Annotated in this window: 18 protein-coding genes and 1 tRNA gene; 3 read left to right on the top strand and 16 right to left on the bottom strand. The window is 43.5% G+C overall.

What is annotated here, in order from left to right; all coding sequences use genetic code 11:
* Positions 1-6: 6 nt before the first annotated feature.
* The 8 genes from BI182_RS12720 to BI182_RS12755 form a co-directional block, all read right to left on the bottom strand.
* Positions 7-1,821: a diol dehydratase reactivase subunit alpha gene (locus tag BI182_RS12720; protein WP_286808392.1), complete on the bottom strand. Its 1,815-nt coding sequence runs from the start codon at positions 1,819-1,821 to the stop codon at positions 7-9.
* 36 nt (positions 1,822-1,857) lie between these two features.
* Entirely contained in the window at positions 1,858-2,361 is a 504-nt protein-coding gene (locus BI182_RS12725) for a diol dehydratase small subunit (protein ID WP_286808394.1), read from the bottom strand.
* Positions 2,362-2,376: 15 nt separating this feature from the next.
* Positions 2,377-3,036, bottom strand: a complete 660-nt coding sequence (locus BI182_RS12730) for a propanediol/glycerol family dehydratase medium subunit (protein ID WP_286808396.1) — start codon at positions 3,034-3,036, stop codon at positions 2,377-2,379.
* 16 nt (positions 3,037-3,052) lie between these two features.
* On the bottom strand, positions 3,053-4,714 hold the full coding sequence (locus tag BI182_RS12735; protein ID WP_286808560.1) for a propanediol/glycerol family dehydratase large subunit: 1,662 nt from the start codon (positions 4,712-4,714) through the stop codon (positions 3,053-3,055).
* Between the two features lie 44 nt (positions 4,715-4,758).
* The gene (gene pduB / locus BI182_RS12740) at positions 4,759-5,544 is read right to left on the bottom strand and encodes a propanediol utilization microcompartment protein PduB (RefSeq protein WP_286808398.1); all 786 of its coding nucleotides are present in this window, start codon (positions 5,542-5,544) and stop codon (positions 4,759-4,761) included.
* Positions 5,545-5,572: 28 nt separating this feature from the next.
* Positions 5,573-5,848, bottom strand: a complete 276-nt coding sequence (eutM, locus tag BI182_RS12745) for an ethanolamine utilization microcompartment protein EutM (protein WP_070371827.1) — start codon at positions 5,846-5,848, stop codon at positions 5,573-5,575.
* Between the two features lie 294 nt (positions 5,849-6,142).
* Positions 6,143-7,261, bottom strand: coding sequence for a response regulator transcription factor (locus tag BI182_RS12750; protein ID WP_070371826.1), 1,119 nt, complete (start codon positions 7,259-7,261; stop codon positions 6,143-6,145).
* 2 nt (positions 7,262-7,263) lie between these two features.
* Entirely contained in the window at positions 7,264-8,517 is a 1,254-nt protein-coding gene (locus BI182_RS12755; RefSeq protein ID WP_070371825.1) for a sensor histidine kinase, read from the bottom strand.
* A gap of 400 nt (positions 8,518-8,917) precedes the next feature.
* Between BI182_RS12755 and BI182_RS12760 the strand changes: the two genes are divergently transcribed.
* Together BI182_RS12760 and BI182_RS12765 are read left to right on the top strand one after the other, a co-directional pair.
* A tRNA-Ala gene (locus BI182_RS12760) sits at positions 8,918-8,993 on the top strand.
* Between the two features lie 207 nt (positions 8,994-9,200).
* Complete coding sequence (locus BI182_RS12765; RefSeq protein ID WP_286808403.1) at positions 9,201-10,355, top strand: GGDEF domain-containing protein; 1,155 nt, start codon at positions 9,201-9,203, stop codon at positions 10,353-10,355.
* Positions 10,356-10,373: 18 nt separating this feature from the next.
* Here BI182_RS12765 and BI182_RS12770 read toward each other — a convergent pair whose 3' ends face one another.
* The 8 genes from BI182_RS12770 to BI182_RS12805 all read right to left on the bottom strand — a co-directional run bounded on the left by BI182_RS12770 (position 10,374) and on the right by BI182_RS12805 (position 20,195).
* On the bottom strand, positions 10,374-10,850 hold the full coding sequence (locus BI182_RS12770; RefSeq protein WP_286808405.1) for a DNA-deoxyinosine glycosylase: 477 nt from the start codon (positions 10,848-10,850) through the stop codon (positions 10,374-10,376).
* Positions 10,851-10,927: 77 nt separating this feature from the next.
* Entirely contained in the window at positions 10,928-11,845 is a 918-nt protein-coding gene (locus BI182_RS12775; protein WP_286808407.1) for an ATP-grasp domain-containing protein, read from the bottom strand.
* Positions 11,839-12,762 (bottom strand): ATP-grasp domain-containing protein, encoded by a 924-nt coding sequence (locus tag BI182_RS12780; protein WP_286808409.1) that lies wholly within the window; start codon positions 12,760-12,762, stop codon positions 11,839-11,841. Before BI182_RS12780 ends, BI182_RS12775 begins: the two co-directional genes overlap by 7 nt.
* 213 nt (positions 12,763-12,975) lie before the next feature.
* Positions 12,976-14,748, bottom strand: a complete 1,773-nt coding sequence (locus tag BI182_RS12785; RefSeq protein ID WP_286808411.1) for an ABC transporter ATP-binding protein — start codon at positions 14,746-14,748, stop codon at positions 12,976-12,978.
* A complete protein-coding gene (locus tag BI182_RS12790) occupies positions 14,745-16,484 on the bottom strand; it encodes an ABC transporter ATP-binding protein (RefSeq protein WP_286808412.1) in 1,740 nt (579 codons plus the stop codon). The genes BI182_RS12785 and BI182_RS12790 overlap by 4 nt, the downstream gene beginning before the upstream one ends.
* 3 nt (positions 16,485-16,487) lie before the next feature.
* Positions 16,488-18,164, bottom strand: a complete 1,677-nt coding sequence (locus BI182_RS12795) for a GH3 auxin-responsive promoter family protein (RefSeq protein ID WP_286808414.1) — start codon at positions 18,162-18,164, stop codon at positions 16,488-16,490.
* A complete protein-coding gene (locus BI182_RS12800; RefSeq protein WP_286808416.1) occupies positions 18,161-19,882 on the bottom strand; it encodes a GH3 auxin-responsive promoter family protein in 1,722 nt (573 codons plus the stop codon). The genes BI182_RS12795 and BI182_RS12800 overlap by 4 nt, the downstream gene beginning before the upstream one ends.
* 10 nt (positions 19,883-19,892) lie before the next feature.
* Positions 19,893-20,195 carry an STAS domain-containing protein gene (locus tag BI182_RS12805; protein WP_286808418.1) on the bottom strand — a complete coding sequence of 101 codons (303 nt, stop codon included), beginning with the start codon at positions 20,193-20,195 and terminating at the stop codon, positions 19,893-19,895.
* A gap of 506 nt (positions 20,196-20,701) precedes the next feature.
* Between BI182_RS12805 and BI182_RS12810 the strand changes: the two genes are divergently transcribed.
* On the top strand, positions 20,702-22,942 hold the full coding sequence (locus tag BI182_RS12810) for an Ig-like domain-containing protein (protein WP_286808420.1): 2,241 nt from the start codon (positions 20,702-20,704) through the stop codon (positions 22,940-22,942).
* The last annotated feature ends 41 nt before the right edge of the window (positions 22,943-22,983 follow it).

Raw genomic sequence — 22,983 nt, forward strand, 5'->3', positions numbered from 1 at the left:
CGCATCTTATTCACCTTCTTCGTAAGCAAGTACCAAACCGGTGGCGACTGCGTTACGCGGACCCTCAACCCCTCTGATATTCGCCCGTCCGGAAACAATACTATACTTGGATAAGGCATCTGTTACTAATTGGGGAATCTCAAAATCGAGAGCCGATCCACCAACCAGAGTAACAAATTCAATATCCCGAACATTTCCAGTCGGACTCACTCGTTCTAATGAACGAATGGCATTTACAACAAATACTTTTGTCTTTGCTTCGCGTCGGACAGCTCGGATTCGCTCCAAGGAGTAATTCCCCGGCATTGGCACCATTCCATTGGGTGTTAAAATAACCACCCGGGCAAAGGTTCTGGGATCCAATGGCTTATCAAAAAATTGAACAGTTCCATCTTCATGACGAATATGGAATAAACTTTCAACCTTAGCCAGGGGATACTTTTTAATATCTTCTGCCAGCGCCATGTTGTCATATCCTAATTCCGAAGCGATTAGCAGCGTGACCATGTTACCGGCACCTGCTAAATGAATGGATTTGATTTCACCTGCCCTGTTAATAATTGCTGCATCCGTCGATCCAGCACCCATATCGATAATTGCTAAAGGTTTATTGCTACCTGGTGTGGTAAGTGCACCACGGATGGCCATATCGGCTTCAACTCCGCCCACTTCAACTTTTACACCCAGTTCAGCTTCCAATTCATGGGCAATCATGTTCATCTGTAATTTATCTGCCTTAACCATGGCGGCAATACCGACGGCATTTTCCATCGAAAACTCTTCCGCCACCCCGCCTTTGACCGTTTGCGGCACAAATGTATCAACGGCTAATAAATCCTGAATCTTAATTGCACTTGGTAGTTGATCTGTCAGGTGCGACATGACCTGTCTGACCTTTTCAAGCATTCCACCAGCATTCGTGCCAGCTTCCCCTCTAATATCTTCTACAGGAGCTACGGAACGTATTGCATCCATGATTTTTTCAGCGCCGTCATCGACATTAACCTGGGCCTTTTTGTTCGTACCCTGAATAATAATTTGACCAGCCGGGATTTTTCTTTCTTTGACATCCCCTGCCGGCGTTTTGATAACAACAGCTGAACGATTCCCGATAAGCGCACGTGAAACAGGCACAACCTGCTTGGTCTCATCGGACGTTAAATCAAATACGGTTGCAATTCCGTATGGGTTAGATAGTTGTTCGACTACCGAACCTGCTGCGGCGACCTCTATGGCAGCTCGCATGTTTCTCGGCACCTTATCAATCAGCGAAACTTCATCAACAATCGGAATTTTTTTGACAAGTCGGTTATTAATTAAAACGCCATCATCACGTTGGACAATGGCACCATTAATAAATATGCCGTTATTAACAGCATGGTTAATAATCCGAGAGGAATCTTCAAAATCCACTTCTCTTGGGATAACAACGATCACTGACTCGCCCTTATCACAATTACTAACTTCTCTTATGTCTACGGTCACTCCCACACCGATCCCCAATCCCCCTGGTGTAGAGGGATTGTGACCGATCATGGTTGATTCCGTAATAATTGTTTCCGTAATTGTTTCCATTGCTACATCCCCAATAACGGGAGCAGCTTCATTGATCCGGATTAAATCAACATTTTCTACGGTTAAACCAGCTTTTTCAAGGGCTTGTTTGAGAGAGGCGAAAACTCCATGAATATTTTGACGTGTTCCCTTCATCCCGGTGGTATCGACGATACCGCTACAAAGAAATTCAGGCTTTCCGTCGACATATCGGGCCAGTGCGGTTTCCGTGCTGGCGTTTCCAATATCTATTCCTGCAATAATCATATGTTAGTCCTCCCAACACTTCCTATTCTGCTAATTCTATAAGAATTCTTTTGATCTTTTTCGGTTGTAGTATACTTCAGCAGCTTCTGCTACTAAAGAAGCAGAAATTGGAGCATTATACTGGTTTTTAAGTTCAGAAGCAATCGCCAATAATTCGTCTTTGGTTGATTTATATGGACGAAGGGCATTGTAGATTTCTAATAAACGGGCATCTGGAACAGCGATCAGTTCAGCAGCTCTTCTTAAGTTTCTGGCAAATGCATCACGGTTTACAGATTCAGCAACTTGAGCTTGCAGTTCAAGCGTTTCTGGTCTGATACGTAAATCTTCTGCTGTTAATTGGCCAGCCAATAATTTATCTAAGGTTAATTCTTTGTAAGCTTTTCCGGTAGCAGAGAAGATCAGTTCTGGTCTTTTATCTCCGATTGGATAATCAGCTTTCGAAACGGTTCCGCAAGCTGCTGGAGCTGGAGCTGCAGCGGTACTCATAGAACTCATAACTTGTTTAACGATCTGTTCCAACATTTGTTCTTGTGTCATTCTGGTCACCTCCACTTATACAAACGAAACTTGTTGTTCGACGGCTTTTTTACCGGCTTCAACATGTTCTGTTTCTTTAATATGTAATAAGGCTGCTTTCGCCTGGTAAGCTGGACGAGCCATTTGGTCGTTTCTTACTGGAACGGGTGCTGGGCTTTCGCCTTTGGCATATTTAGCAGCATTTTTCCCAATTGCTCTGAAAGTATCTAAGTCGATCAATGGAGCTTGTGAGAATAATTCTAAGTTACTTAACTGTGGTAAATCTTTTTGGTGAATGAGGCAGGTACCTTTTGACTGCAAGCCAATACCGATTCCAGATCCAGAAAGTTTAGCTGCAGTATGACCGCACACAGCAACGTCAGAGCTTCGGTAAACTTTAATAACGCGGGCTTTTAAACCTTCTTCTTCGATACCAGCGATGATTTCTTTAAGAACTTTATCGTGTGGGATACCGGTGATTGTTACTGTTTGAGATTCTGCAAAAGCAGGTGCTAACCCGATCAGAACTTCATCACTTGCCATTCCTTGTTTTGCTTCTCCGATTGGAGAAAGTTTAACAGCGCCGGCAGCAGTAACAGCTGGTGCAGAAGCTGGTGCAGAAGCTGGCGCAGCGCCAGTCATTTCTTTTAAAACATCTTCAATAATGCTTTTTAACATTTGTTCGTTTATAGCCATTTTTTTACACCCCTTCCTATATGCTTGCTGGGTCAACAGCCCATGGAATATTTTGGATTTGTGCCCATCTTTCATCACTGATTACATAACCAGTTTTTACTCCATGATAGGTATTTGGATAGTTAACTGCTGAAATACATTCCCATGTAGAGCTTAATTTAGAAGCAGTGTGTAAGTAGTCACCAGCACATTTCTGTAACTGGATGTTAAAGATCGATTCAGCGACATCTCTCATGCCACCTCGGTCTAGAGCTTTAATGAAGTCAACCGCAGTTGCACCGCGATTCATTAAATCTTCAACAGCTTTTAAGTCAGCTACAACATCACGGTCCGGCATGTCTTGAGATCCACGAGCATAAGTTGCAGCTTCAACTTCAGCATCAGTGATTTCTGTCAAACCTAATTCTCTGAATAGGATCTGCATTGCGCGAGCGCCTTTAGCACGAGCAGCAACAACTGTATCTTCATCAGCAGGTTGTAAACCGGCATCGATTTTTAAGTCACGTTGGATGACATTCCAATCATCATAATCATCTGCATCCCAGTTAGAGCCTGCAAACATATTATCATAGTTAGGTGTAGCAGAGTAACCAGAACAGATGTAATCAGTTCCTGGCACCATTTGCATTAATGAACGAGCAACTCGTCGTAAGTCAGAGTGAGTAAAGGTCTGGTCATTAGAAGAAGCACACTCTAAGTCAAGGCATGCTGCTAATAAGTTTTCAGCCAATACTTCTCGGATACCGCCTGGTACACCAGCTGGAACACCGATACAAGAAACTGAACCATTCTGGCTTCCTTGTACGCCGGCACCCTTAGTGATGTATAAGCATCGCGCTTCAAGATAAAGCATTGATTTGCCTTCTGCATAACCCATTTGTACTTCTGATCCGGAACCAGATGTAAAACGCATTTTTAAACCACGGGAAGCGTAGCTTGATGCTAAGAAAGCTTTAGAGTATGGAGTATCATCACCATCCATGAAAACTGGTTCTGTACCATATACAGAAATAGTTTCAGCGTAAGCGGTGTAACCTTTCATACCAAGGTCAAGTTCGGTAGCTTCTTCAACGGCACATTGTGTTAAGATACCAGGACGACCAACATTTGCACCAACCATGATGGCAAGAGCATTAAATGGTGCGTAACGGGCGATACCTACTGTTGTTTCCATTTCATCAAATCCACGGATAGCAGCTTCTGCAGCATCAGCAGCGATTTGAACCATGTTATCTTTTACGTTAGTAACATGACATTGGTTAGAAGGCATTAAACGAGCTCGCATTTTACTTTGAGCCATCATCATTTCTAATACGGTCATGTGACCAAGTACTTCTGTTATTTTAGCAGGAGTGATTGATGTTGTAATATCAACAACAACGTCTCTTGGTACATTAATATCAACAAGCATATTGGCAATTTTTAAAGAATCCATTGCCATATATTCCTGGGCTTTTTCTAAACGAATTGCATAGTTAGCGATGAATGTATCAAGCATATCAAAATCAGCTCGTTTTTTTCCATCCAGTTCAACAACTACCCCATTTTCAACAACCAGACTTGGTGTTGGATCTTGAGGGCTGTTCATTGCAATTAGACCGACTTCTGGCCATTCTTTAACGAAACCATCCTTTTTGACTGGACGAGCTGCTAAAGCTTCAAATCTTTTTGACTTCATAGTCATTATTCCTCCTTCTTTCTTAGAAAACTAACAACAGCTACTTAAATATAAGGAGTTGTTACAGGTGGGCAAGGACCGCCAAGAGCTTCTAAAGCTTGTTTACCAACTTCTCTAGCAGCGTATACGGCTTGACGAACTGCACCAGCGTCTCCAGAAATGAAGATCATTGATTCATTCGAATATTTGGTGCCACCATTATCTGGTGAAGCATAACCACAAAGTTCTACGTTAGCAGCTTTTAAAGCAGCATCTGACATTAATACGCCGATACCAGCTGGAGCACCAACAATAATTGCGAAAGCTTTTCCGATTGGAGCACCTAATACCATATTACAAGCAAAGCTTGCGCGGGCTGTATACTGGAATTCCAGATGTCCGGCAGCATTTGCATATACATCTCCGAAGGTTCTGTTTAAGTCGTTAAGAGCAACTTCAACAGCACGTTTTGCATCAGATACGTCTTCAGCACCAAAGATAATTAAAGAACCATGACCTGCGCCACCTTCAGTATCTCTTGCAAATTCACAAGAAACAACTTCACAATTAGTCGCTTTTACAGCTTCATCAGCAGCAAAAACTTGTGGGCCAGCACCTGTTCTGGCGGAAAGAATACCAATTGATCTGTATTTAGGATCAATTTTCATTGCTTCATGTAAAGTTCTGTCCACGTTTGCAATAACAAAACCAATTGTGTTTCCTACTGCAGTACCAACAAACTCAGTTAATCCGCAAACACCAGTTGCAGCGGCAACTGTGCCTGTTTCTTCAACTTCGCTCATTTTCTTCATAACTTCTTCCATCAATTTGTTCATTAAATCATCTTTCATTAATTTACACCTCCGTAATTATAAAATATTATAGACTTGGTAAAATTTTCTCCACATCACCGTGTGGTCTTGGGATTACGTGTACTGAAACAACTTGTCCAACTTTGTCAGCTGCTGCAGCACCTGCATCAACTGCAGCTTTAACAGCTCCAACATCACCACGAACCATAACAGTTACTAACCCAGAACCGATTTTTTCGTAGCCTACTAATGATACGTTAGCTGATTTAACCATTGCATCAGCAGCTTCAATTACTGCCACCAGACCTTTGGTTTCAATCATGCCTAAAGCTTCGTTTGTCATAAGCTCTATCCTCCTTAATTACAAGATTTTGTTACTGAACTACCTATATTCTAATGCAAAGTCGATGATAATTACTTGCGCTGTTCTTATAAAAATATTCTAGATTTCTGTGAAGCGTCTTGAGAACCTTTTATTATCGCTGTTTTTTGTATCTGTTCATAAAAATGCAGTGGAATATTTTGTCTAACACCTGCACTTTAATGTAATCCTTTCTTTTTTTTGGACATAAAAAGAACAGGTTCACCATCAGGTTTTCCTGTTCGATATTTTTTACTTATTCTGTCGCTTTTTTTATCAGGATACTTCCCGATGTTTTTCGGCGAATTTTTCATCTTTTGGATGGTTATTCCCTAACTGTTCATCCTCCTCAAGCGCCGTTCCACGTCGCTCTTTGCGATACTCGGTGGGAGTCATCCCGGTGCTCTTTTTAAATACCTTGCTAAAATAATTCGGTTCATGGTAGGAAAGATCCAGTGCAATATTGATAATTGGAACATCGGTATTTGCCAGCATATCCTTTGCGATTTCAATTTTACGTTCTGTTAAATAGGTTACAAAATTAACCCCAGTTTCCTTTTTAAAGATCTTACTTAAATAGTAGGAACTCATATTGGCATACTCCCCAACCTGATCAAGGGAAATATCCTTGTAACAGTTCCGGTCAATATAGTTAAGAATATCTTCGATATTGTTCTTACGAGTTTCTTTATTATCCAGCATCCGATCAAAAACCTTGTCAATAGTTTTCATGATTTCGATTTTCAGATCATAACGATTTTTATACCCATTGACAAATTGCATATTATTGCTTGAACAAAGAGGACTATTCAGCTCGTAACCGCACATATCCTGGGTCACAATATTAAGTTCCTCCATAAAATGTTTGATTTCTGCCTGTACCGACATAATATCATAGGTATGGTAATCATAAATCATATCCAGATAACTGATCAGAGCTGTTCTGGCATCACTGTATTTTTTCTGGATAATAGCAAAAATAACTTCATTCATTTTTTCATCAAAGCGTTCTTTAGCGTTATTCTTTAATGAAGCAATGCTCTGATTAATGGAATCCATCAGTTGTTGGGGGCGGATCGGCTTTAAGAGAAAATCATCGACCCGAGCCTTGATGGCCTGATGCGCAAAATCAAATTCATTAAATGCCGTTATCAAAATGACCTTCTTTTCATGGTCTTCCTTTTTTATCGTTTTTAATACATCAATACCATTAATTTCCGGAATGTTAATATCCAACAGGATAATATCCGGATTTAAACGACGGATTTCTTCAATTGCCACCAATCCTGAAGATGCTTCGCCAATAACTTCAATATTTTCGCCGTGTTGACTAAGAATGAGTTTAATCGCTTCAATTTCTAAATGCTCGTCCTCAACAATAAACAGTTTATACATGATTATAATCCCCTCCCCGTTAGAGATTTACGAGGTATCTTAATAGTGATTTCAGTGCCCTTTTCCAGTTCACTTTTTATTTCAACCCCATAATCAACGCCATAGTAATACATCAGCCGTTTATTTGCATTATTAATCCCGATTCCGGTGTTCTTTTCCCGTCCATCCGCTTCATAGGTTCCGTCCAAAATTTTATGGATGCGATCATCCGGAATCCCTTTACCATCATCCACAATCTTTAAAATGGCGATTTCTTTAAGGATATCCGCTGTTATTCGAACTTCGCCACCCTTGGCATTGGGTTCAATCGCATGAATAATGGCATTTTCTACAAATGGTTGAACAGTCATAAACGGACATAAGATATCTTCCGCCATTTCATCCACTTTCACTAAGTAATTCAGACGATTACCCAGACGCATTTTCTGAATTGACAGATAGTTTTGCACATGCTCCATCTCTTCTTTAAGCGTGACGACATTATTTTTTTCCTTTTTTAGAGTGTATCGCATCATATCGGAAAACGCATAAATCATTTCCTGAGTTTTATCTGCACCTTCCAGCAGGGCCAGACGACCAATGGTATTTAAAACATTAAACAGAAAATGCGGATTAATTTGTGCCTGTAAGGCTTTTAAATCGGCTTCTTTTAGGGAAGCTTCAACCTCACTGCGTAATTTAACCTCTTCCATTAATTCCAGGTTTTTATTATGCAATTCCTCCTGGATAATGTGAATCATCTGTTTCTCAACCAAATAATTGGCAATGGTGTACAGCAGATCTGCCGCTGCTCTTACCTGAGTTAATGTCGTTTTTAAGGTTTTGTCATACAAATCTAAAATTTCAGGGTTTTTTGAAAAATCAGTTAATTCATGGCTGGTACCAAAAGGCAGACGCTTCATTTCTTCTTCATCAATTTTTACCTGGCCGGCCATAATTGCACCCAGATAATTTCCCTTTACCATGATGGGTACGGCAAGATCTACCAGTCCACCATGACAAATGTAAATCGATGGTTTTCCCGATCGTGCCGATTCAATACCGCCATGGGCATCCGACTGAAAACAGCACTCCCGGTTACTACTTTCTTTTCTGACACAGGTACAGTATTCTGAAAAATTACTGTATTCCGTAATCGGATTACCCTTGTAATCAACTGTTACAGCGGCGAGTCCGGTGGCATCTGAAAAAGAATCCTGAATTCTTTGTAGCACCTCTACGTCAATAATGTCAGTAATCTTAAGTAAGACTCTCATAAAACAACCCCTTTAGACAATAATCCCATAATTTTCATTTTACATCGATTTCCACTGAGTAATATTATAACACATACAGGAAATTTTTGGCATTTTTTTTACTATTTTAGAATATTTTGCTTTGTATCAGCATTATCTTGCTTCGTATTTTATTATTTATTGTTGTTTTAGGTAAACCAGATATTTTCTTGACCCCAGCCATTTCAACCACTCCGAATTTTATCGGTTGTAATCAAAAACTTAATTTTACTTCGACTAACATCTTATAACCAGTACTTTTCCACCAACTTTATCCACAGATAAAATATAAGTGAGATTTTATCATATTCTTTTAAAAAACACTTGCATTTCGGTGTCAACTCCAGTATACTATACAAGTGTCCAAAAGTTATAAAGTTTTGGGGGTGTGGCGCAGCTGGGAGCGCGTCTGACTGGCAGTCAGAAGGCCAGGGGTTCGAGTCCCCTCATCTCCACCAATAAGAATTGCACAAGAGAGCCGTTTATGGTTCTCTTTTTTTATGCCTGCGGGTGGAAGATGAAATTGAACACTCGTATCACCATACCATTAGAATTTTGCCCTTCCAAAACTTAAAATAATCTCTCCTCACAGAGATTTCTTTTCTCTTCATCGATGATATCTGTTAAAATAAGCTTAAAAATTGTCATTGAAATAAAGGAGCCCTATGAAAACACTGCATTCGGTAATTCAGACACTCAATCCTTATGCTGCTTATGAAAAAACACAATCCACACGATTAAGGAAAACCTTGATGTGTGATAATGTCAAGCGCTTAAAAATTATTGGGATAATCGGTTCATCCATCAATTTATTATTGTTAGTGCTCTATTATTTAGACCGTGGTTTTAGCGGGTTAACCACCATCGAAGCGACTTTGCGAATCAGCTGGATTCTGGCCAGTTTCGTTTATATCATCGGCGTTGGAAGCCCACATTCTCCTGAGGCTGTAAAGAAAAGACAGTTTATCTTTTTTTATGGTGCCACTGGACTCTGTTTGCTCTTTGCCAGTTTAATCACCGCTGTTTTATCAGTCGAGCAAGGCTCCACCTTTCTCTATCTGATTAACGTTTTACTGATTGGCAGCTTTTTATACCTCTCCTTGCTGGAAATGATTTGTATCATTTCACCCAGCTTCCTGGTTCTGGTACTATCCATTTTGTTTACCCCCGGTTCCATCCTGTTAGTTCAGGGAAACTTTGTCAATGTGATTGCCAGCACTGCTTTTGCCGTTGTCATTGCCCAGACAATCCTAACTTCAAAACTGACACAGCTCGCCAGTACTCAGACCATCCTGGATCAGAAAAAAGAACTGGAATATCTCATCGACCTGGATGGTCTGACCCGAATTCCCAACCGCCGGAAGCTGGAAAGTTACTATTCAGATCATCCCCACACCTCGTTTGCCCTGCTGATGGTCGATATTGATTATTTTAAAAACTATAATGACACCTATGGCCATCTACAGGGAGATCAATGCCTGATACAGGTCGCCCAGTGTCTGTCGCACTATCCATTCGAGGGGTTGACCACCCGTTATGGCGGTGAAGAATTTGTTACCATCATTATACTGGCTGATCTTGAGTGCATAACACCGCTGGTCGAAGCGATCCGCCAATCAATTCAAGACCTGCAAATCAGGCATGAAGCCTCTCCCTTTGGGGTTGTTACTGTAAGCATCGGTTATGTTGTCACTGAAACCCGTCGGGAAAACCACAGCAATGAAACCACTGTTCTAGAAGATTTTATCTTGAAGGCTGATCAAGCTCTATATCAGGCTAAAGAAAACGGTCGTAACCAGATCAAACTGTATCAAGAATAAATTCCCACCAAACCAACACTACAAGTTTATCTCTTTACCCCAACACGCTACCAGTTTTTCCAGGGAATAACTGGCATTGGCAGGGCTGGTAGAAGGCAACTTGATGATCTTTTCGTCGGTTTCCCGATAACAATACCGGTTATACAATTCATAAGCCTTGCTGCCGTTGGCATAAATCGTTTTGATGGCGGACTGATCCAATAATGCCCGGATATCATTTGGCATCACATTTCTGATTGAGCTATCGCTTGAGCCATCAATATCACAGGAATAGATCACATCCCAGACTGCAATCTGATTTTCCAGCAACATCCTTTTTTGTTCTTCAATTGTGCCCGGGATTGGCCAGCCAACCAGGGCGCTGATCACTTTCCAGAACCGGTTTTGGGGATGCTGGTAATAAAAACCGTGTTCCCGTGATTTTACCGACGGGAAGCTTCCCAGGATCAAACTTTTTGAGTTCTTATTATAAACTGGTTCAAAGGTATGGATCATTTTTTCTATCCTCCAGCAATTTTTTTAAGAAAAAACAGCCGACTATCCCGCAAGATATCGACTGTTCATCAATGATTCTATTTCATTTTTCGCTTCTGGGCTTCCGCCATAATATTCTTCAGGGTCAGCAACAGCGGATTACTCTGGCTGTTGCTAAGGGCATCCTTGGAATAGGTCAGCCCGGTCATCGAGTTGGCTTCACAAATGTAATAGGTGTCATTTTCGCCAAACAGAAAATCAATGCTGCCAAAGTAGATATCCAGCACTGCGGCCGCTTGCTCGGCAATTTCCACCACGGCAGGCGGTGGCGTAATAAACTGCAGATCACCGCCCTGGGACAGATTGGATTTAAAATTGTCGCCATTATCCCGAATGTAAGCTGTGGAGAATTTTCCACCACTTAGCATAATCCGCATATCCCGACCCTTTGAAGCGGCGATACACTCCTGAATCAGGATGTGATCATCAAAATTCATGGCGGCGTAAAGATCCAGAATATTCTCCAGTTCTTTTTCGGTTTTAATCAGTACCACCCCTTTACCCTTACTGCCATGCATCACCTTGACCACACAGGGCAGTCCCAGTTCGCTGGCAATAAAAGCAGGTGATGTTTTGGGGGTCATCAGCACCGTTTTGGGGAATAAAAAGCCCTGATTGGCGGCCCCCAGCTTTTGAAAGGTCAATAACTTGTCAGCGGTGTTGTTCAGGCTTTCGGAGCTATTGACACACAGTACATCCAGGGATTCCAGCATTTTAACCACCGCCTTGCTGTGGTAATTATTGCCTCCAAAGAAAGCTGACAAGGAAAAGTCCGGAATATCCACTGCTTCACCCCCAATAAAACAATGCTGGCTCTCCCCCGGTTCGCACATTACCTGAACCTCACTGACGTCAACCGTACGAATATTGACACCCATCTTGTCAATCAGTGCAATAATTGTCTGGATCGACGGTTCGGCCAGGGTTTCGTGATTAACTAATAACCAGCCTAACATGTTTTGCCACCTTCCCGCAGACGTTTTTTCCAGAGTGGTTCCGGTCGGTTTTTAACCTGATTCATTAGATCTGCAAACATCACTTTGATATCAAAGGCCACTCCCGGCATCGCATTGGCTTCGCATAAATAGAAGGTATCATTTTCACCAAACAGAAAATCGACACTGCCCATATTGATTTTAAGCAGCTGGGCCACCTTCTCGGCGGCCTCAATCACTGCGGCCGGCGGGGTATATTCGACGATATGACCGCCCTTGGCCAGATTTGATCGAAAGCTCTTTTCATTCTGGCGGATAAATGATTTGACAAACTTTCCGTTGGCCAGAATCATTCTAAGATCCCGACCCGAGGAGGCCTTGATACACTCCTGAATAATAATCTGATCACCAATTTCACTGGCGGTACTCATACTGATCAGGTTATCCAGCTCTTTTTCATTGTTAACCAGCACCACCCCTTTGCCCTTACTGCCATGCATCACCTTCATCACCACTGGATAGTCAAACAGTTTGCTGACAAAAGATGCTTCCGTATACTCCGTGACCAATAAGGTTTTGGGGAAGCAGACCGCTTCAATCGACTCAGCCACCAACTGAAAGGTCAGTAGCTTGTCGTCGACATTTTTGATGGCGTCATACGAATTGATGCACAGTACCCCCAGTGATTCCAGCATTCGCAATGCTGCTGCGGTATGATAGTTTTTTTCCGTAAAGAAGGCTGCTACCACATAATCCGGCACCTCCATGATTTCGTCCCCGACATAGAGTTTTCCATCAAAGTCATGGTCACAAACCACATGGATCGTAAGCGGATCAACCACCGTCAGATCGACATGGAGTTCTTCCACCACCTTCATAATTTTCACAATTGAAGGATCTTCCAATTTACCGGGATTTCTTAATAACCAACCTTTCATTTTTACCTCCTTGATTTTTTTGTCTTAGGTATTTGCTAAATTATAAAACATCGAATGATGGTTGCTCAGTGTACAGTTTCCACAAACAATTTTGTAACGTGTAGGCGAACAGTTCATCGAACTGTCCGCCGTACAGTGTAGAAATTGTTTCGTGCGAAACTGTGCACAGAGCTCACAGTACTTTCGCAATTACCTATTTATTTATCTGAGCTTTTAATTATCTGATGCACTTAAATACAAATGAGCGTATAAACCACCCAGCTTCATCAACTCGGCATGGCTGCCGACCTCCTTAATATCGCCTTCTTTCATAAAAATAATCTTATCGGCATTTTTAATGGTAAAGAGTCGGTGGGCAATAATAAAGGTGGTTCGTCCCTTCATCATCGCTTCCATGGCCTGGGTGATCAGGATTTCGGTTCGGGTATCCACCGACGAGGTCGCCTCATCCAGTATCAGCACCTTGGGATCGGCAATAATTGTCCGGGCAATGGCTAGAAGCTGGCATTCCCCTTCAGACAAGGTGGTAAAATCGCCACCGATCCGGGTCTCATAGCCCAAGGGCAATTTTCTGATAAATTCATCGCACTGGGCTTTTTTTGCTGCTGCGATCACATCGTCCCGGGTTGCCCCGCTTTTGCCATAAGCAATATTTTCTTCGATGGTTCCATCAAACAGCCAGGTATCCTGGAGGACCATCCCAAAAGCGGACCTTAAATTAGGTCGGGTCAGATTTTTGACGTTTTTTCCTTCCAGTAAGATGCTGCCCTGATTAATTTCATAAAAACGCATTAACAGATTGACCAAGGTCGTCTTTCCAGCCCCGCTGGGACCGACCACGGCCAGGATTTCACCCGGCTCGGCGGTCAACGACACATCATGAAACAGGGTTCGTTCGGGAATATAGCCAAATTCGACATGGTTAAACTCAATCCGGCCTGTTGCCGTGGTCACATCGAGTACCTCTGTGCCCAGATCCGGCTGCTCCTCTTCCTGATCAAGAAACTCAAAAATCCGTTCCGCTGCTGCCGCCCCGGCCTGAATAAAGTTCAGGTTATTGGAAATCAGGGCCGTGGGGCTGGCAATATTATTGGCATAAATCAGGAAGGCCTGAATCGTCCCAATGGTCATGGTACCAGTAATAACAAAAATCCCTCCGACCACACAGATACCGATATAGGCCAGGTTGTTAATCAGTTTCATCAGCGGTGAGCTAAGGCCCGAGTAAAACCGGGAACTCAGATAGGATTTAAAGAAGCGCTGATTGATCGCATCAAATTTTTCTGATGATTTTGCCTCATGGTTAAACGATTTGACAATTAAATGACCATCATAGACCTCTTCGATCAGTCCGTTTAAGGCCCCCAATTCTTTTTGCTGCCGTCGAAACAACACTTGGGTTTTTTTAGTGATCAATTTCATCACAAAATAAGAAAGCGGAATTGCCACAAAAAAGATCAGACTCAGCTGGACATTGAGTATCAGCATCATCACAATAATCCCGATAATGCTGGTCGCCTGAACCAGAATCTGGGTCAGATTGCTCTCCAGTGCCCCGGATAATGTCGTGGCATCGTTGGTAACCCGGGAAAGAAGATCCCCCCGCTCACTCTGATCCAACACATTTAGCGTCAGTTTATTGAGTTTTTCCTGAATATCTGATCGCAGGCGTTTAATCGCCAGTTGTGACAGATAGGTGGTGCGCATGGTGGCATAATAGGCAAACCCGGCACTTAAGATGTAAAGCGCTGCCAGAATCAGTAATTGTTGACCGATATAGGAAAAATCAATATCGGTATTCTTAGTAATGCTGTCGGCAATGCTATCGGTCACATCTTTAGTCACCACCGGAGCAAAAATGGCAAAAATGGTGCTGGCAATCAAAGCAACGGCCACAAAAAAGATGACATGTCGCTTATCCTTTAAATAATGACTCAGACGCTTGCCAAGGGCGCCAAAGCTGTATTTTCTTTTTTTTGTTTTCACAGTGATTCCTCCTTCCCATCGCTATAGGATTGGGATTTCAGAATTTCCTGATAAACCCGGCAGTCTTGGAGTAGTTCCTCATGTTTTCCCTGACCAACAATGGCACCATTGTCAAGCACCAGAATGCGATCGGCATGTTTAATAGTACTGATCCGTTGAGCGACGATTAGCACCGTTTTATCCCCAAATTTTTCTCCAATGGCTTTTCGAACCAGCGAATCAGTTTTAAAATCCAGAGCCGAAAAACAGTCGTCAAAAATTGTGATTGGGGCTTTTTTGACAGCTGCCCGGGCAATCGAAAGCCGCTGCCGCTGGCCGCCCGAAAGATCTTTGCCGCCCTGGGAAATCGTGCTGTTAAGGCCACCTTCCCGTTCATTAACAAAGTCAAGCGCCTGGGCAATTGATAAAGCTTCAGTGACCTCCGCCTCACTGGCATCAGCCTTGCCAACCCGGATGTTTTCTTGCACCGTGCCGCTAAATAACACCGATTCCTGCGGCGCATAGGCAATGACACTTCTTAAATCATGCTGGCTGCAATCCCGAATGTCAACGCCATCAATTACAATCGCCCCGGCGCTGACCTCATAAAGTCGCATAATCAGATTGACCAGGGTGGTCTTCCCGGAACCGGTGGCTCCGACAATCGCAGTAATTTTTCCCGGCTCGGCGACAAAATTCAAACGCTCCAGGACATTGATCTCGGCACCGCTATAACCAAAACTGACGTCTTTAAATTCAATCCGTCCGGTGGCGTTTTTTAGTGCAACCGGATCTTCCCGATCCTGAATTGAGAAATCAAAGTCCAGCACTTCTTTAACCCGGGCGGCTGAAACAGCTGCCTGAGGATAGGCCATCAGTAAAGCCGACACCAGACCCAAAGCCGACATAAACATTAAGACATATTGAATAAAGACCATCAATCCGCCGAGACTGACAATTTGCTGCTGTACTTCCTGCGCTCCCAGCCACAGAATAATTACCATCGTCAGGTTCATCATCAGCTGCATCAACGGCGCAAAAAAAGCCACAGCATAGTTGGCTTTGACGGCAGCAGTCATCCCTTCCTGATTCGCCTGGCCAAACTTCTGCGTTTCATAATCCTGACGGTTAAAGGCCCGGATTGCCCGAACCCCGGTCAGTTTTTCTTTCATCAGCAGATTCAGCCGATCAACTTTTTGCTGCATCAGCTTAAATAAGGGCATGCTGCGGGCGGTGGTCAAACCGATGATGATTGTCGTAATCAAAAACGATCCCAGAAGCAGTAGGGTCAGGGTGACATTCTCCCGAAAAGCCATCACCAGAGCGCCAACCCCGGTGATCGGAACCAGCAGTAATGATCGTAAACCGTTGATGACCACAATCTGCATCTGGGTGGCATCAGTGGTCGAACGGGTTAGTAGGGTGGCAGCCCCAAAGCGATTAAAATCCGTCTGAGAAAAACTCTTGACCTTGTCAAAAACATCGGCTCGGATCCGACTGGTAAAGGAAGCGGTGACATAGGCCGAGTAGTAGCTGGATGCCACCATACAAACCGCCGCTACCAGCGAAACCGCCAGCATCATCGCGCCGCTTTTTAAAATATAGGCAACATCCCCCTGGGCCACACCATTTTCGATAATATCCCCCATCATCGTGGGTAAATACAATTGGGCCGCCGCCTGGCTGAGGACAAATACAAAAACCAGAATCATCTGGAGTCGATAATCTTTTAAATACCGAATCAATAAACTGACCATCGGCTACTCCTTATCCACTAAAGCAAAGAAGAAGTTCTCTTTGACCAGGGTATCAATCACCCGAACCGGTTTTAACTGATTCCCGGAGATCCCCCGCATGATCATCAGATCACGATAGAGGGCATAGGTTTCTTCCTGAACAAAGGAAATCTCTGAAGGACTTAAGACCCCACTTTTTACCTTGGAACCAATCGAAGGGTTGGCCGTGCCCAGCTTCTCTTCCATAATTTGGCGATATTCCTGGTACTTTTCCCTGGCTAAGCGTTTTTCTGCTTCAATAAAGATCACATAGCGTCCCGGCGACACCGCCACATCGGCATAAACCGAATAATCCACCAGTTCACAGTCGGTGGCTTTGGCAAATTCTTTAACCGCCCAGGAAATGCATTCTTCGGTCGTCTTTTCCCCGGCAATGCTGACCATCTGGTTAAGCCGGTAGACAAATTGGATCTTGGGACATTTTTTATACCAGCCCACCACCCGAACCACATCTTTGATCCGATAGCGATAAAAGCCCGAGGTATTTGTCAGAACAATTTCATAATCCTTGCCGGTTTCCAGTTGCTCCATGGTCAGGGTTTCTTCGCCTTCTTCCTGATCGACGGGAATAAATTCATAAAAGGCCGAGTCCGGAATCAACACAAATTCCTGAGATTCCATTTCGTTGCAGATCGCCATGATCGACTCAGAGGCCGCATAGACGCTAAAATAAATAGGAATATCTCCCAGATAATGACGCATTTTATCGGTATAGACTGAAAATCCGCCACTGCCGATGGCATGCACAAAGGCCAGCTCCGGCCAGATGCGGGGAATAATTGGGGTCTCAAAGCCTTTTTCAAATTCACTTCGCAGTTCAGCCGCCCGTTTGGGGTTGGGCTTAATCTGCTTTTGCAGTTCGGCTTTAATATCATCCGGAATCTTTATATCGGGATGAATCGTGCCTTTTTCAATATCATCAACAAGTAGTTCCCATTTTATTTCCAGATATTTCATTAAATCCGATACCGCTGTCATAAAAGCTGAAGCAATATACGATAACGACCGTTCTTCCAGGGCAAAGCGGAGATGGGCATATTTGGTATCCATAATTTCCCGGGGAAAGACAATTTCTTTGGGCGAGGTAAACATCAGAAACAGCAGATCTTTTATGCTGTAAACCCCCCGGCCCGAAATGGATCCGGCAAATAAACCATTGGGCAGGGTTTCAAATTTGACTTCCATCAAATTCAGACCACGACCCCGTTGCCACTTTTTCCCCAGAGCCCGGGCAATGATGGCAAAGCTGAACTGGGTGGCATATTCCCGGTACAGATCAACGGTTTGCTCCGAAACCGGAATCTTCTTGGGATTATCTACACTGCCTGAGGTCAGGGCATAGTGTACGATCTTATCGGTGGTCAGCAGATCCGTTTCGCCAGCAATCATCCGCTCGATATAGGGGGCATAATCATCGTAAATGGAAAATGGTACCATTTTTTTATAGTCTTCGATGGTATTTATCTGATCAAAGTGGTAGCGTTTGCCATACTCAGTATCGGCATTTTTTTTGAGCATATCAAGCATCAGCTGTTTATTAATTTCGGGGGCATTTTGGGTTAAATGATCAAAATTCTCGATTTTTTTATAGCCCTTTTTGATATTAAGAGAATAGACCAGTTTAGGTATTAATTTTATCATTTTTCGCCTTCCTTTGCCCAGCAAGTGATCCAGTCACTTTCTGGGTATTTTTTTACAAAAGTCGGAAGCTTGGTCTGATTGACATTCTTACCCGGCATAATCGATCGGGTAAACAAAGAGTCCCGATAACCATCTTTGACAAGGATCACCTCCGCTGCCAACAGTTGGTACGCTTCTCTTAACTGTTTATAACAAAAATTCATCTCAAACAAATGGTTTTCCAATACCTGTTTGAACACCTCACTGTTAAGCGTATTCGAATAAGGCTCCAGAATAAAGACCAGTTTTTTATTGTCCTGATCCCAAAAAATCTGATAAAAACGAATTTCTTCATTTTGCTTCGCAGCAACCGTCTGGAGGGTTCTTTCGATTTCATAAATCCTCATTTTCTGGTTTTCAATGGCCAGATATTCGGACTCCTTACAGACAAAAACAATCCTTGGGATCTGATCATTGATCTCCGTGACGCAGACAATATCTTTCATGTTGTAACGGTACAGCCCGGAATAAGAGGTGATAATCAGTTCGTAATAATCACCTTCAGTCAATTCATGGGCCAACCGCGTTTTCCCATCTGTTGACCCCACTGGCAAGAATTCAAAAAAATAACCAAAAAGCGCCAGTAATCCGGCCGCATCCTGAGGCCGGTCAGGGATGTTGAACTTGCCTTCGCTGGCACCATAGCCCCACTCCAAAAACTTGACAGTCGGGGGTAAAATTTTTTTCACATCGGCAACAATTTTTGCTGCACTGGACGACATCCAACAGGAGACGACTGAAAATTCCGGCCAGATTTCCGCCACATCAAGGGTCTTTTTTTGCGCAAGAATCGTTCTTAACTCCTCCGCCCGCTCCGGGTTTGGCTGTAAATGTGCAACCAGTTTTTCCCGCAGCGCCTGGTCAATGCTGATTTTTTCAGAGATCTGACCTGTGCTGATATCTTCCAATAAGTCAGCGGCAGTGGCATTCATTTTTTTAAGCAAGATGTTAAAGTGAGCAATATTACTGCAGACGACCCCAACCAAATGCTTTTCTGCTAAAGCATAGCGAATCGTTAGATAATCCGTCGCCTCGTTGCTCAGGTCTTTCGCCAGCATCATTTCTGGCGGCAACACCATTTTTTTTAACATCTCAACCGGCATATCCTTGGCCGCCTGACCAGAAGCTGAGCCAATCGGAATGCCGCCTTCAGTTTTTCCATATTCCGAAGGGTTGGCAATGGCCAGCACCTTTTTTCCCGGAACCATCACTTCCGGAGCCAGCATTAACAATATGATGGCCCGAATCTGTGAAACCAGGCCCTTGACCAGTTCACCGTTTTTGCTTTCAGGCAAAAGCTTGGGAACACCGGTGGAACCACTGGTGGCAATAAAACTGGCAGCTGCGCCGTTAAAAAAAACATCGTGTGCCCCTGCTTTAAGCCGTTCGATTTCACCTTCGACCTGAGCATAGTCCGAAAATGGTACCCTGTTTCTGAAATCATCGATTGTTTTAATCTCCGAAAAACCCATTTTTTTTCCAAACTCAGTATTTTGGGCAGATTTTAAAATATCCTGAAGCACACGCAATTGTGTAACCTCAGGAGTTTTTTCCATCATATAAAAACTTTTAATTAAGTGTTCATTGGACATTCCCTTTAAATACTCAGGAATATGCTCACCCTGACACGTGTCAAAGCTGTCATTCGGAATTCCTTCCGAAATTTTATCGACTGTCATTTTTTCACCCTTATTCGATGGTTAGTATATCTGAAAAACCGGTCATATCAAATACTTCCTGAATTTCCGGTTTAACATTTTTAATCACCAGACTACCATTTAGTGCCTTTGACTTCTTTTGGATCAACAGCAATACTCTTAACCCGGCACTACTGACAAAATCCAGCTGATCAAAATCCAGGATCATTTGAAATCCTTCTTTGCTGTAGTAGGCTTCCATCTCTTTTTGAAACTCGGGAGAGGTGTTGGTGTCCATTCGACCTTCCAATTCTACTACAAATAATTCGCCTTCTTGTTTTACTTCAATTTTCATTTTATTACCCTTTCTTTCTGAATTATTAATATAATTGCGCATTTTTAAATGGAATAAAGATTTCTTGTTTTGAATTTTAATTGATCATACCACAATAATTTGCGGTGTGCAATTGCAAAAGCATTCAAAATGTAATCTTGTATCAATATTCACATTAACCGAATACTCCGCCGTCATATTGTTAACGAATGAACCCAAAAGACAATTAGTCAGATTATCACCCGGTTATCAGGATGCACCCGATTTTGACACGATCATTGATTTTTGTTTACATATCAATTTTTATTTTACATCTTCGTTACATTCTATTTACAACAACGATATTTTGTGCTAAAATCATTACACTTAGAACAAATTTGTGAACCTGTGATTTCAATTAAAATTTTATATAAACAAAGGGAAGGAATGTCATGAAAAAGAACTCTATTATCTCTATTATTATTATCCTACTTATCCTCCTGACCGCCATTTTGTTTGTTCGCGGCTGCAGCCAAGAAGGAAGCGAAATGAAAAGCTATACGGTGGCGGGCACCTACACCGAAACAGCTACCTATCAGAATGGGGAGATCAAGGTATCCGGTGTCAACATTGAAAATGCCACCTTTACCGGCAATCTGACCGTTGTTGACTCGGTCGTCGATGGCGATATCCGCTTGACAAACTCCGCCGTTCAGGGAGAATTGTTAGTCAAAGGCAGCGGCACCGTTTATCTGGATGGCGGTTCCTACCAGAATGTCACCCTCGAAAAGCAGGGGGTGAAACTTGTCCTTCTCGGTGCAGCAACGATTGAAAATCTCACCGCCCGAGCCGCCGCCACGATCATCGTTGACAACCAGAGCAAGGTAAAAACCCTGAATGTCGACAAAGCCGCCAACCGAACATCAATTACCACCCAGGAAAATGGTACGATTGAAAACATCCAATCCCGGGGCATCAGCGATATCCTTCTGAATACACCGGCCAAACTGATTGGTTTTGGCACCAATGCCAGTGGTTCCACCTTGGTAAGCAATGCCGTTATTGAAAAAATTGTTGCTGAATCGAAGGTGACTCTGACTCTTAATGCCAATGTGGGAACCGTCCTGTTAACAGCAACCGGTGAAGGAACCGGTATCATCCTTGGTAATAATGCCGTAATTACATCCCTGGCCACCGAAACCCGGGTGGAAATTACCGGCGAAGGCAGTATCACCAGTGCCACCACCAATGATGTTCTTAATATCACTGGTACCATCACCCCGGATGTCGTGTATATTACCACGAAACCGGTGGTTACCGATGCCAATGGCGGACTGACGGTATCAACCAACACCAACCGTACCGCCGATACGAATTCAGGTAGCGGCAGCAGCAGTAGCTGGTATTCCAATTCCAGTAGTTCGGGAACGATTATCAACTCAAAATATGATGCACCGCCTCTGAACCCGGTTGATCCTGTCGACCCACCATCACCGCCGACTCCCCCCAGCCCACCCATTACTATCCCCGTGGAAGCGATTCAGGTCACTCCTGTGGAAGCCGATGTGATTATGGGCAATACCTTAAAACTAAATACTGTTATTTTCCCGGCCAATGCGACAAATCAAACGATAATCTGGGAATCCTCCAACACGAATGTTGCGACGGTTACCAATGGAGTGGTCACACCTGTAGCCAATGGCGAAGCCACAATTACTGCCCGAACTCAGGACGGCAATAAAACCGATACCTGTAAAATCACCGTTAAAACCAATATTGCTGCGGTCACCATGATCAATACCATCAATGCCACCAACAACGCGATTGCTGAGACCATTGCTTATGACAGCAGCTATAACCTGCCGGTGGTGGTCATTGTTCAAGGCTACGGCAGTGACGTGTTCCCCTGTTCTGTCACCTGGACGCCAAACACCGTTGATACTAAAAAGGTTGGTGAAACCCTCTATACGGGAACGCTGGTAATGCCAGCTGGCTATGTCAACCTGAATAATGTTGAAGCTTCCATAGCCCTCACCGTTACTGCTCAACCTTTAATTACTGCCAGTTCTGAGCTGTCATCCCAGCGGATTTACTTAAACGAAGATCCTGCACCAATCTTTGTTGAGGCCAGTGTGACTGAAGCCAAAACCTTAACCTATCAATGGTCTTACCGCTTTGGCGATTCAGAAATACCGATGCCAGAAATCACTGGTCCAATTTATGATCCACCGGTGTCAACCACCCCTGGAACGGTCTATTATACTTGTGTCATCTCATCAGAAAATGCTGAGCCGGTAACGGTTTTGGCCGGTATCGTTGTTACCAGCGCTGATCCAGCGATTTTGCCGGACGCTGCTGCTCCAGTAGCCGTTGACGAAAGCATTCCCACTGCTCCAGCTGCTGCGGATTTATCTGAAATGCCAACCATCAACGCACAACCAACCAGCATTTCACAGCTCAGCGGTGTCGCTTTAGCCACCAGTCTAGCCCAAGCAACCCGGACAGCCCAAGCTGCTCTTGGCACGCCCAAGGCCGATATTACCACTGCTACTTTTACAGTGGATGCCCAAGTAAATGATGGCGGCGAACTCACCTACCAGTGGTTTGAAAGTGCCGATGCCATCAATGCCGATGGCAAGCCGATTGACGGCGCCACCGGTAAAACCTTTGCCGTCGATACTTCCGGACCAGCGGGTACCACTTACTACTATGTCGAAATTACCAATACAAAAGCTGGCTGCCTACCAGTAACGGCCGTCAGTCTTCCGGTATCTCTCACCATCGTTTAATAATCTGACAAATTAAAAAGAAGTGATCATCTTTATTTAGA

Source organism: Acetobacterium sp. MES1 (assembly GCF_002237635.1).
Lineage (GTDB): Bacteria > Bacillota > Clostridia > Eubacteriales > Eubacteriaceae > Acetobacterium > Acetobacterium wieringae.

What these genes read in the sequence shown, in the direction of transcription:
- BI182_RS12730 (WP_286808396.1), bottom strand. Translation starts at nt 3,036, where the DNA reads ATGGCTATAAACGAACAAATGTTAAAAAGCATTATTGAAGATGTTTTA.
- pduB (WP_286808398.1), bottom strand. Translation starts at nt 5,544, where the DNA reads ATGAAAGATGATTTAATGAACAAATTGATGGAAGAAGTTATGAAGAAA.
- eutM (WP_070371827.1), bottom strand. Translation starts at nt 5,848, where the DNA reads ATGACAAACGAAGCTTTAGGCATGATTGAAACCAAAGGTCTGGTGGCA.
- BI182_RS12805 (WP_286808418.1), bottom strand. Translation starts at nt 20,195, where the DNA reads ATGAAAATTGAAGTAAAACAAGAAGGCGAATTATTTGTAGTAGAATTG.
- BI182_RS12720 (WP_286808392.1), bottom strand. Translation starts at nt 1,821, where the DNA reads ATGATTATTGCAGGAATAGATATTGGAAACGCCAGCACGGAAACCGCA.
- BI182_RS12735 (WP_286808560.1), bottom strand. Translation starts at nt 4,714, where the DNA reads ATGAAGTCAAAAAGATTTGAAGCTTTAGCAGCTCGTCCAGTCAAAAAG.
- BI182_RS12800 (WP_286808416.1), bottom strand. Translation starts at nt 19,882, where the DNA reads ATGACAGTCGATAAAATTTCGGAAGGAATTCCGAATGACAGCTTTGAC.
- BI182_RS12755 (WP_070371825.1), bottom strand. Translation starts at nt 8,517, where the DNA reads ATGAGAGTCTTACTTAAGATTACTGACATTATTGACGTAGAGGTGCTA.
- BI182_RS12770 (WP_286808405.1), bottom strand. Translation starts at nt 10,850, where the DNA reads ATGATCCATACCTTTGAACCAGTTTATAATAAGAACTCAAAAAGTTTG.
- BI182_RS12795 (WP_286808414.1), bottom strand. Translation starts at nt 18,164, where the DNA reads ATGATAAAATTAATACCTAAACTGGTCTATTCTCTTAATATCAAAAAG.
- BI182_RS12725 (WP_286808394.1), bottom strand. Translation starts at nt 2,361, where the DNA reads ATGACACAAGAACAAATGTTGGAACAGATCGTTAAACAAGTTATGAGT.
- BI182_RS12765 (WP_286808403.1), top strand. Translation starts at nt 9,201, where the DNA reads ATGAAAACACTGCATTCGGTAATTCAGACACTCAATCCTTATGCTGCT.
- BI182_RS12750 (WP_070371826.1), bottom strand. Translation starts at nt 7,261, where the DNA reads ATGTATAAACTGTTTATTGTTGAGGACGAGCATTTAGAAATTGAAGCG.
- BI182_RS12775 (WP_286808407.1), bottom strand. Translation starts at nt 11,845, where the DNA reads ATGTTAGGCTGGTTATTAGTTAATCACGAAACCCTGGCCGAACCGTCG.
- BI182_RS12780 (WP_286808409.1), bottom strand. Translation starts at nt 12,762, where the DNA reads ATGAAAGGTTGGTTATTAAGAAATCCCGGTAAATTGGAAGATCCTTCA.
- BI182_RS12810 (WP_286808420.1), top strand. Translation starts at nt 20,702, where the DNA reads ATGAAAAGCTATACGGTGGCGGGCACCTACACCGAAACAGCTACCTAT.
- BI182_RS12790 (WP_286808412.1), bottom strand. Translation starts at nt 16,484, where the DNA reads ATGGTCAGTTTATTGATTCGGTATTTAAAAGATTATCGACTCCAGATG.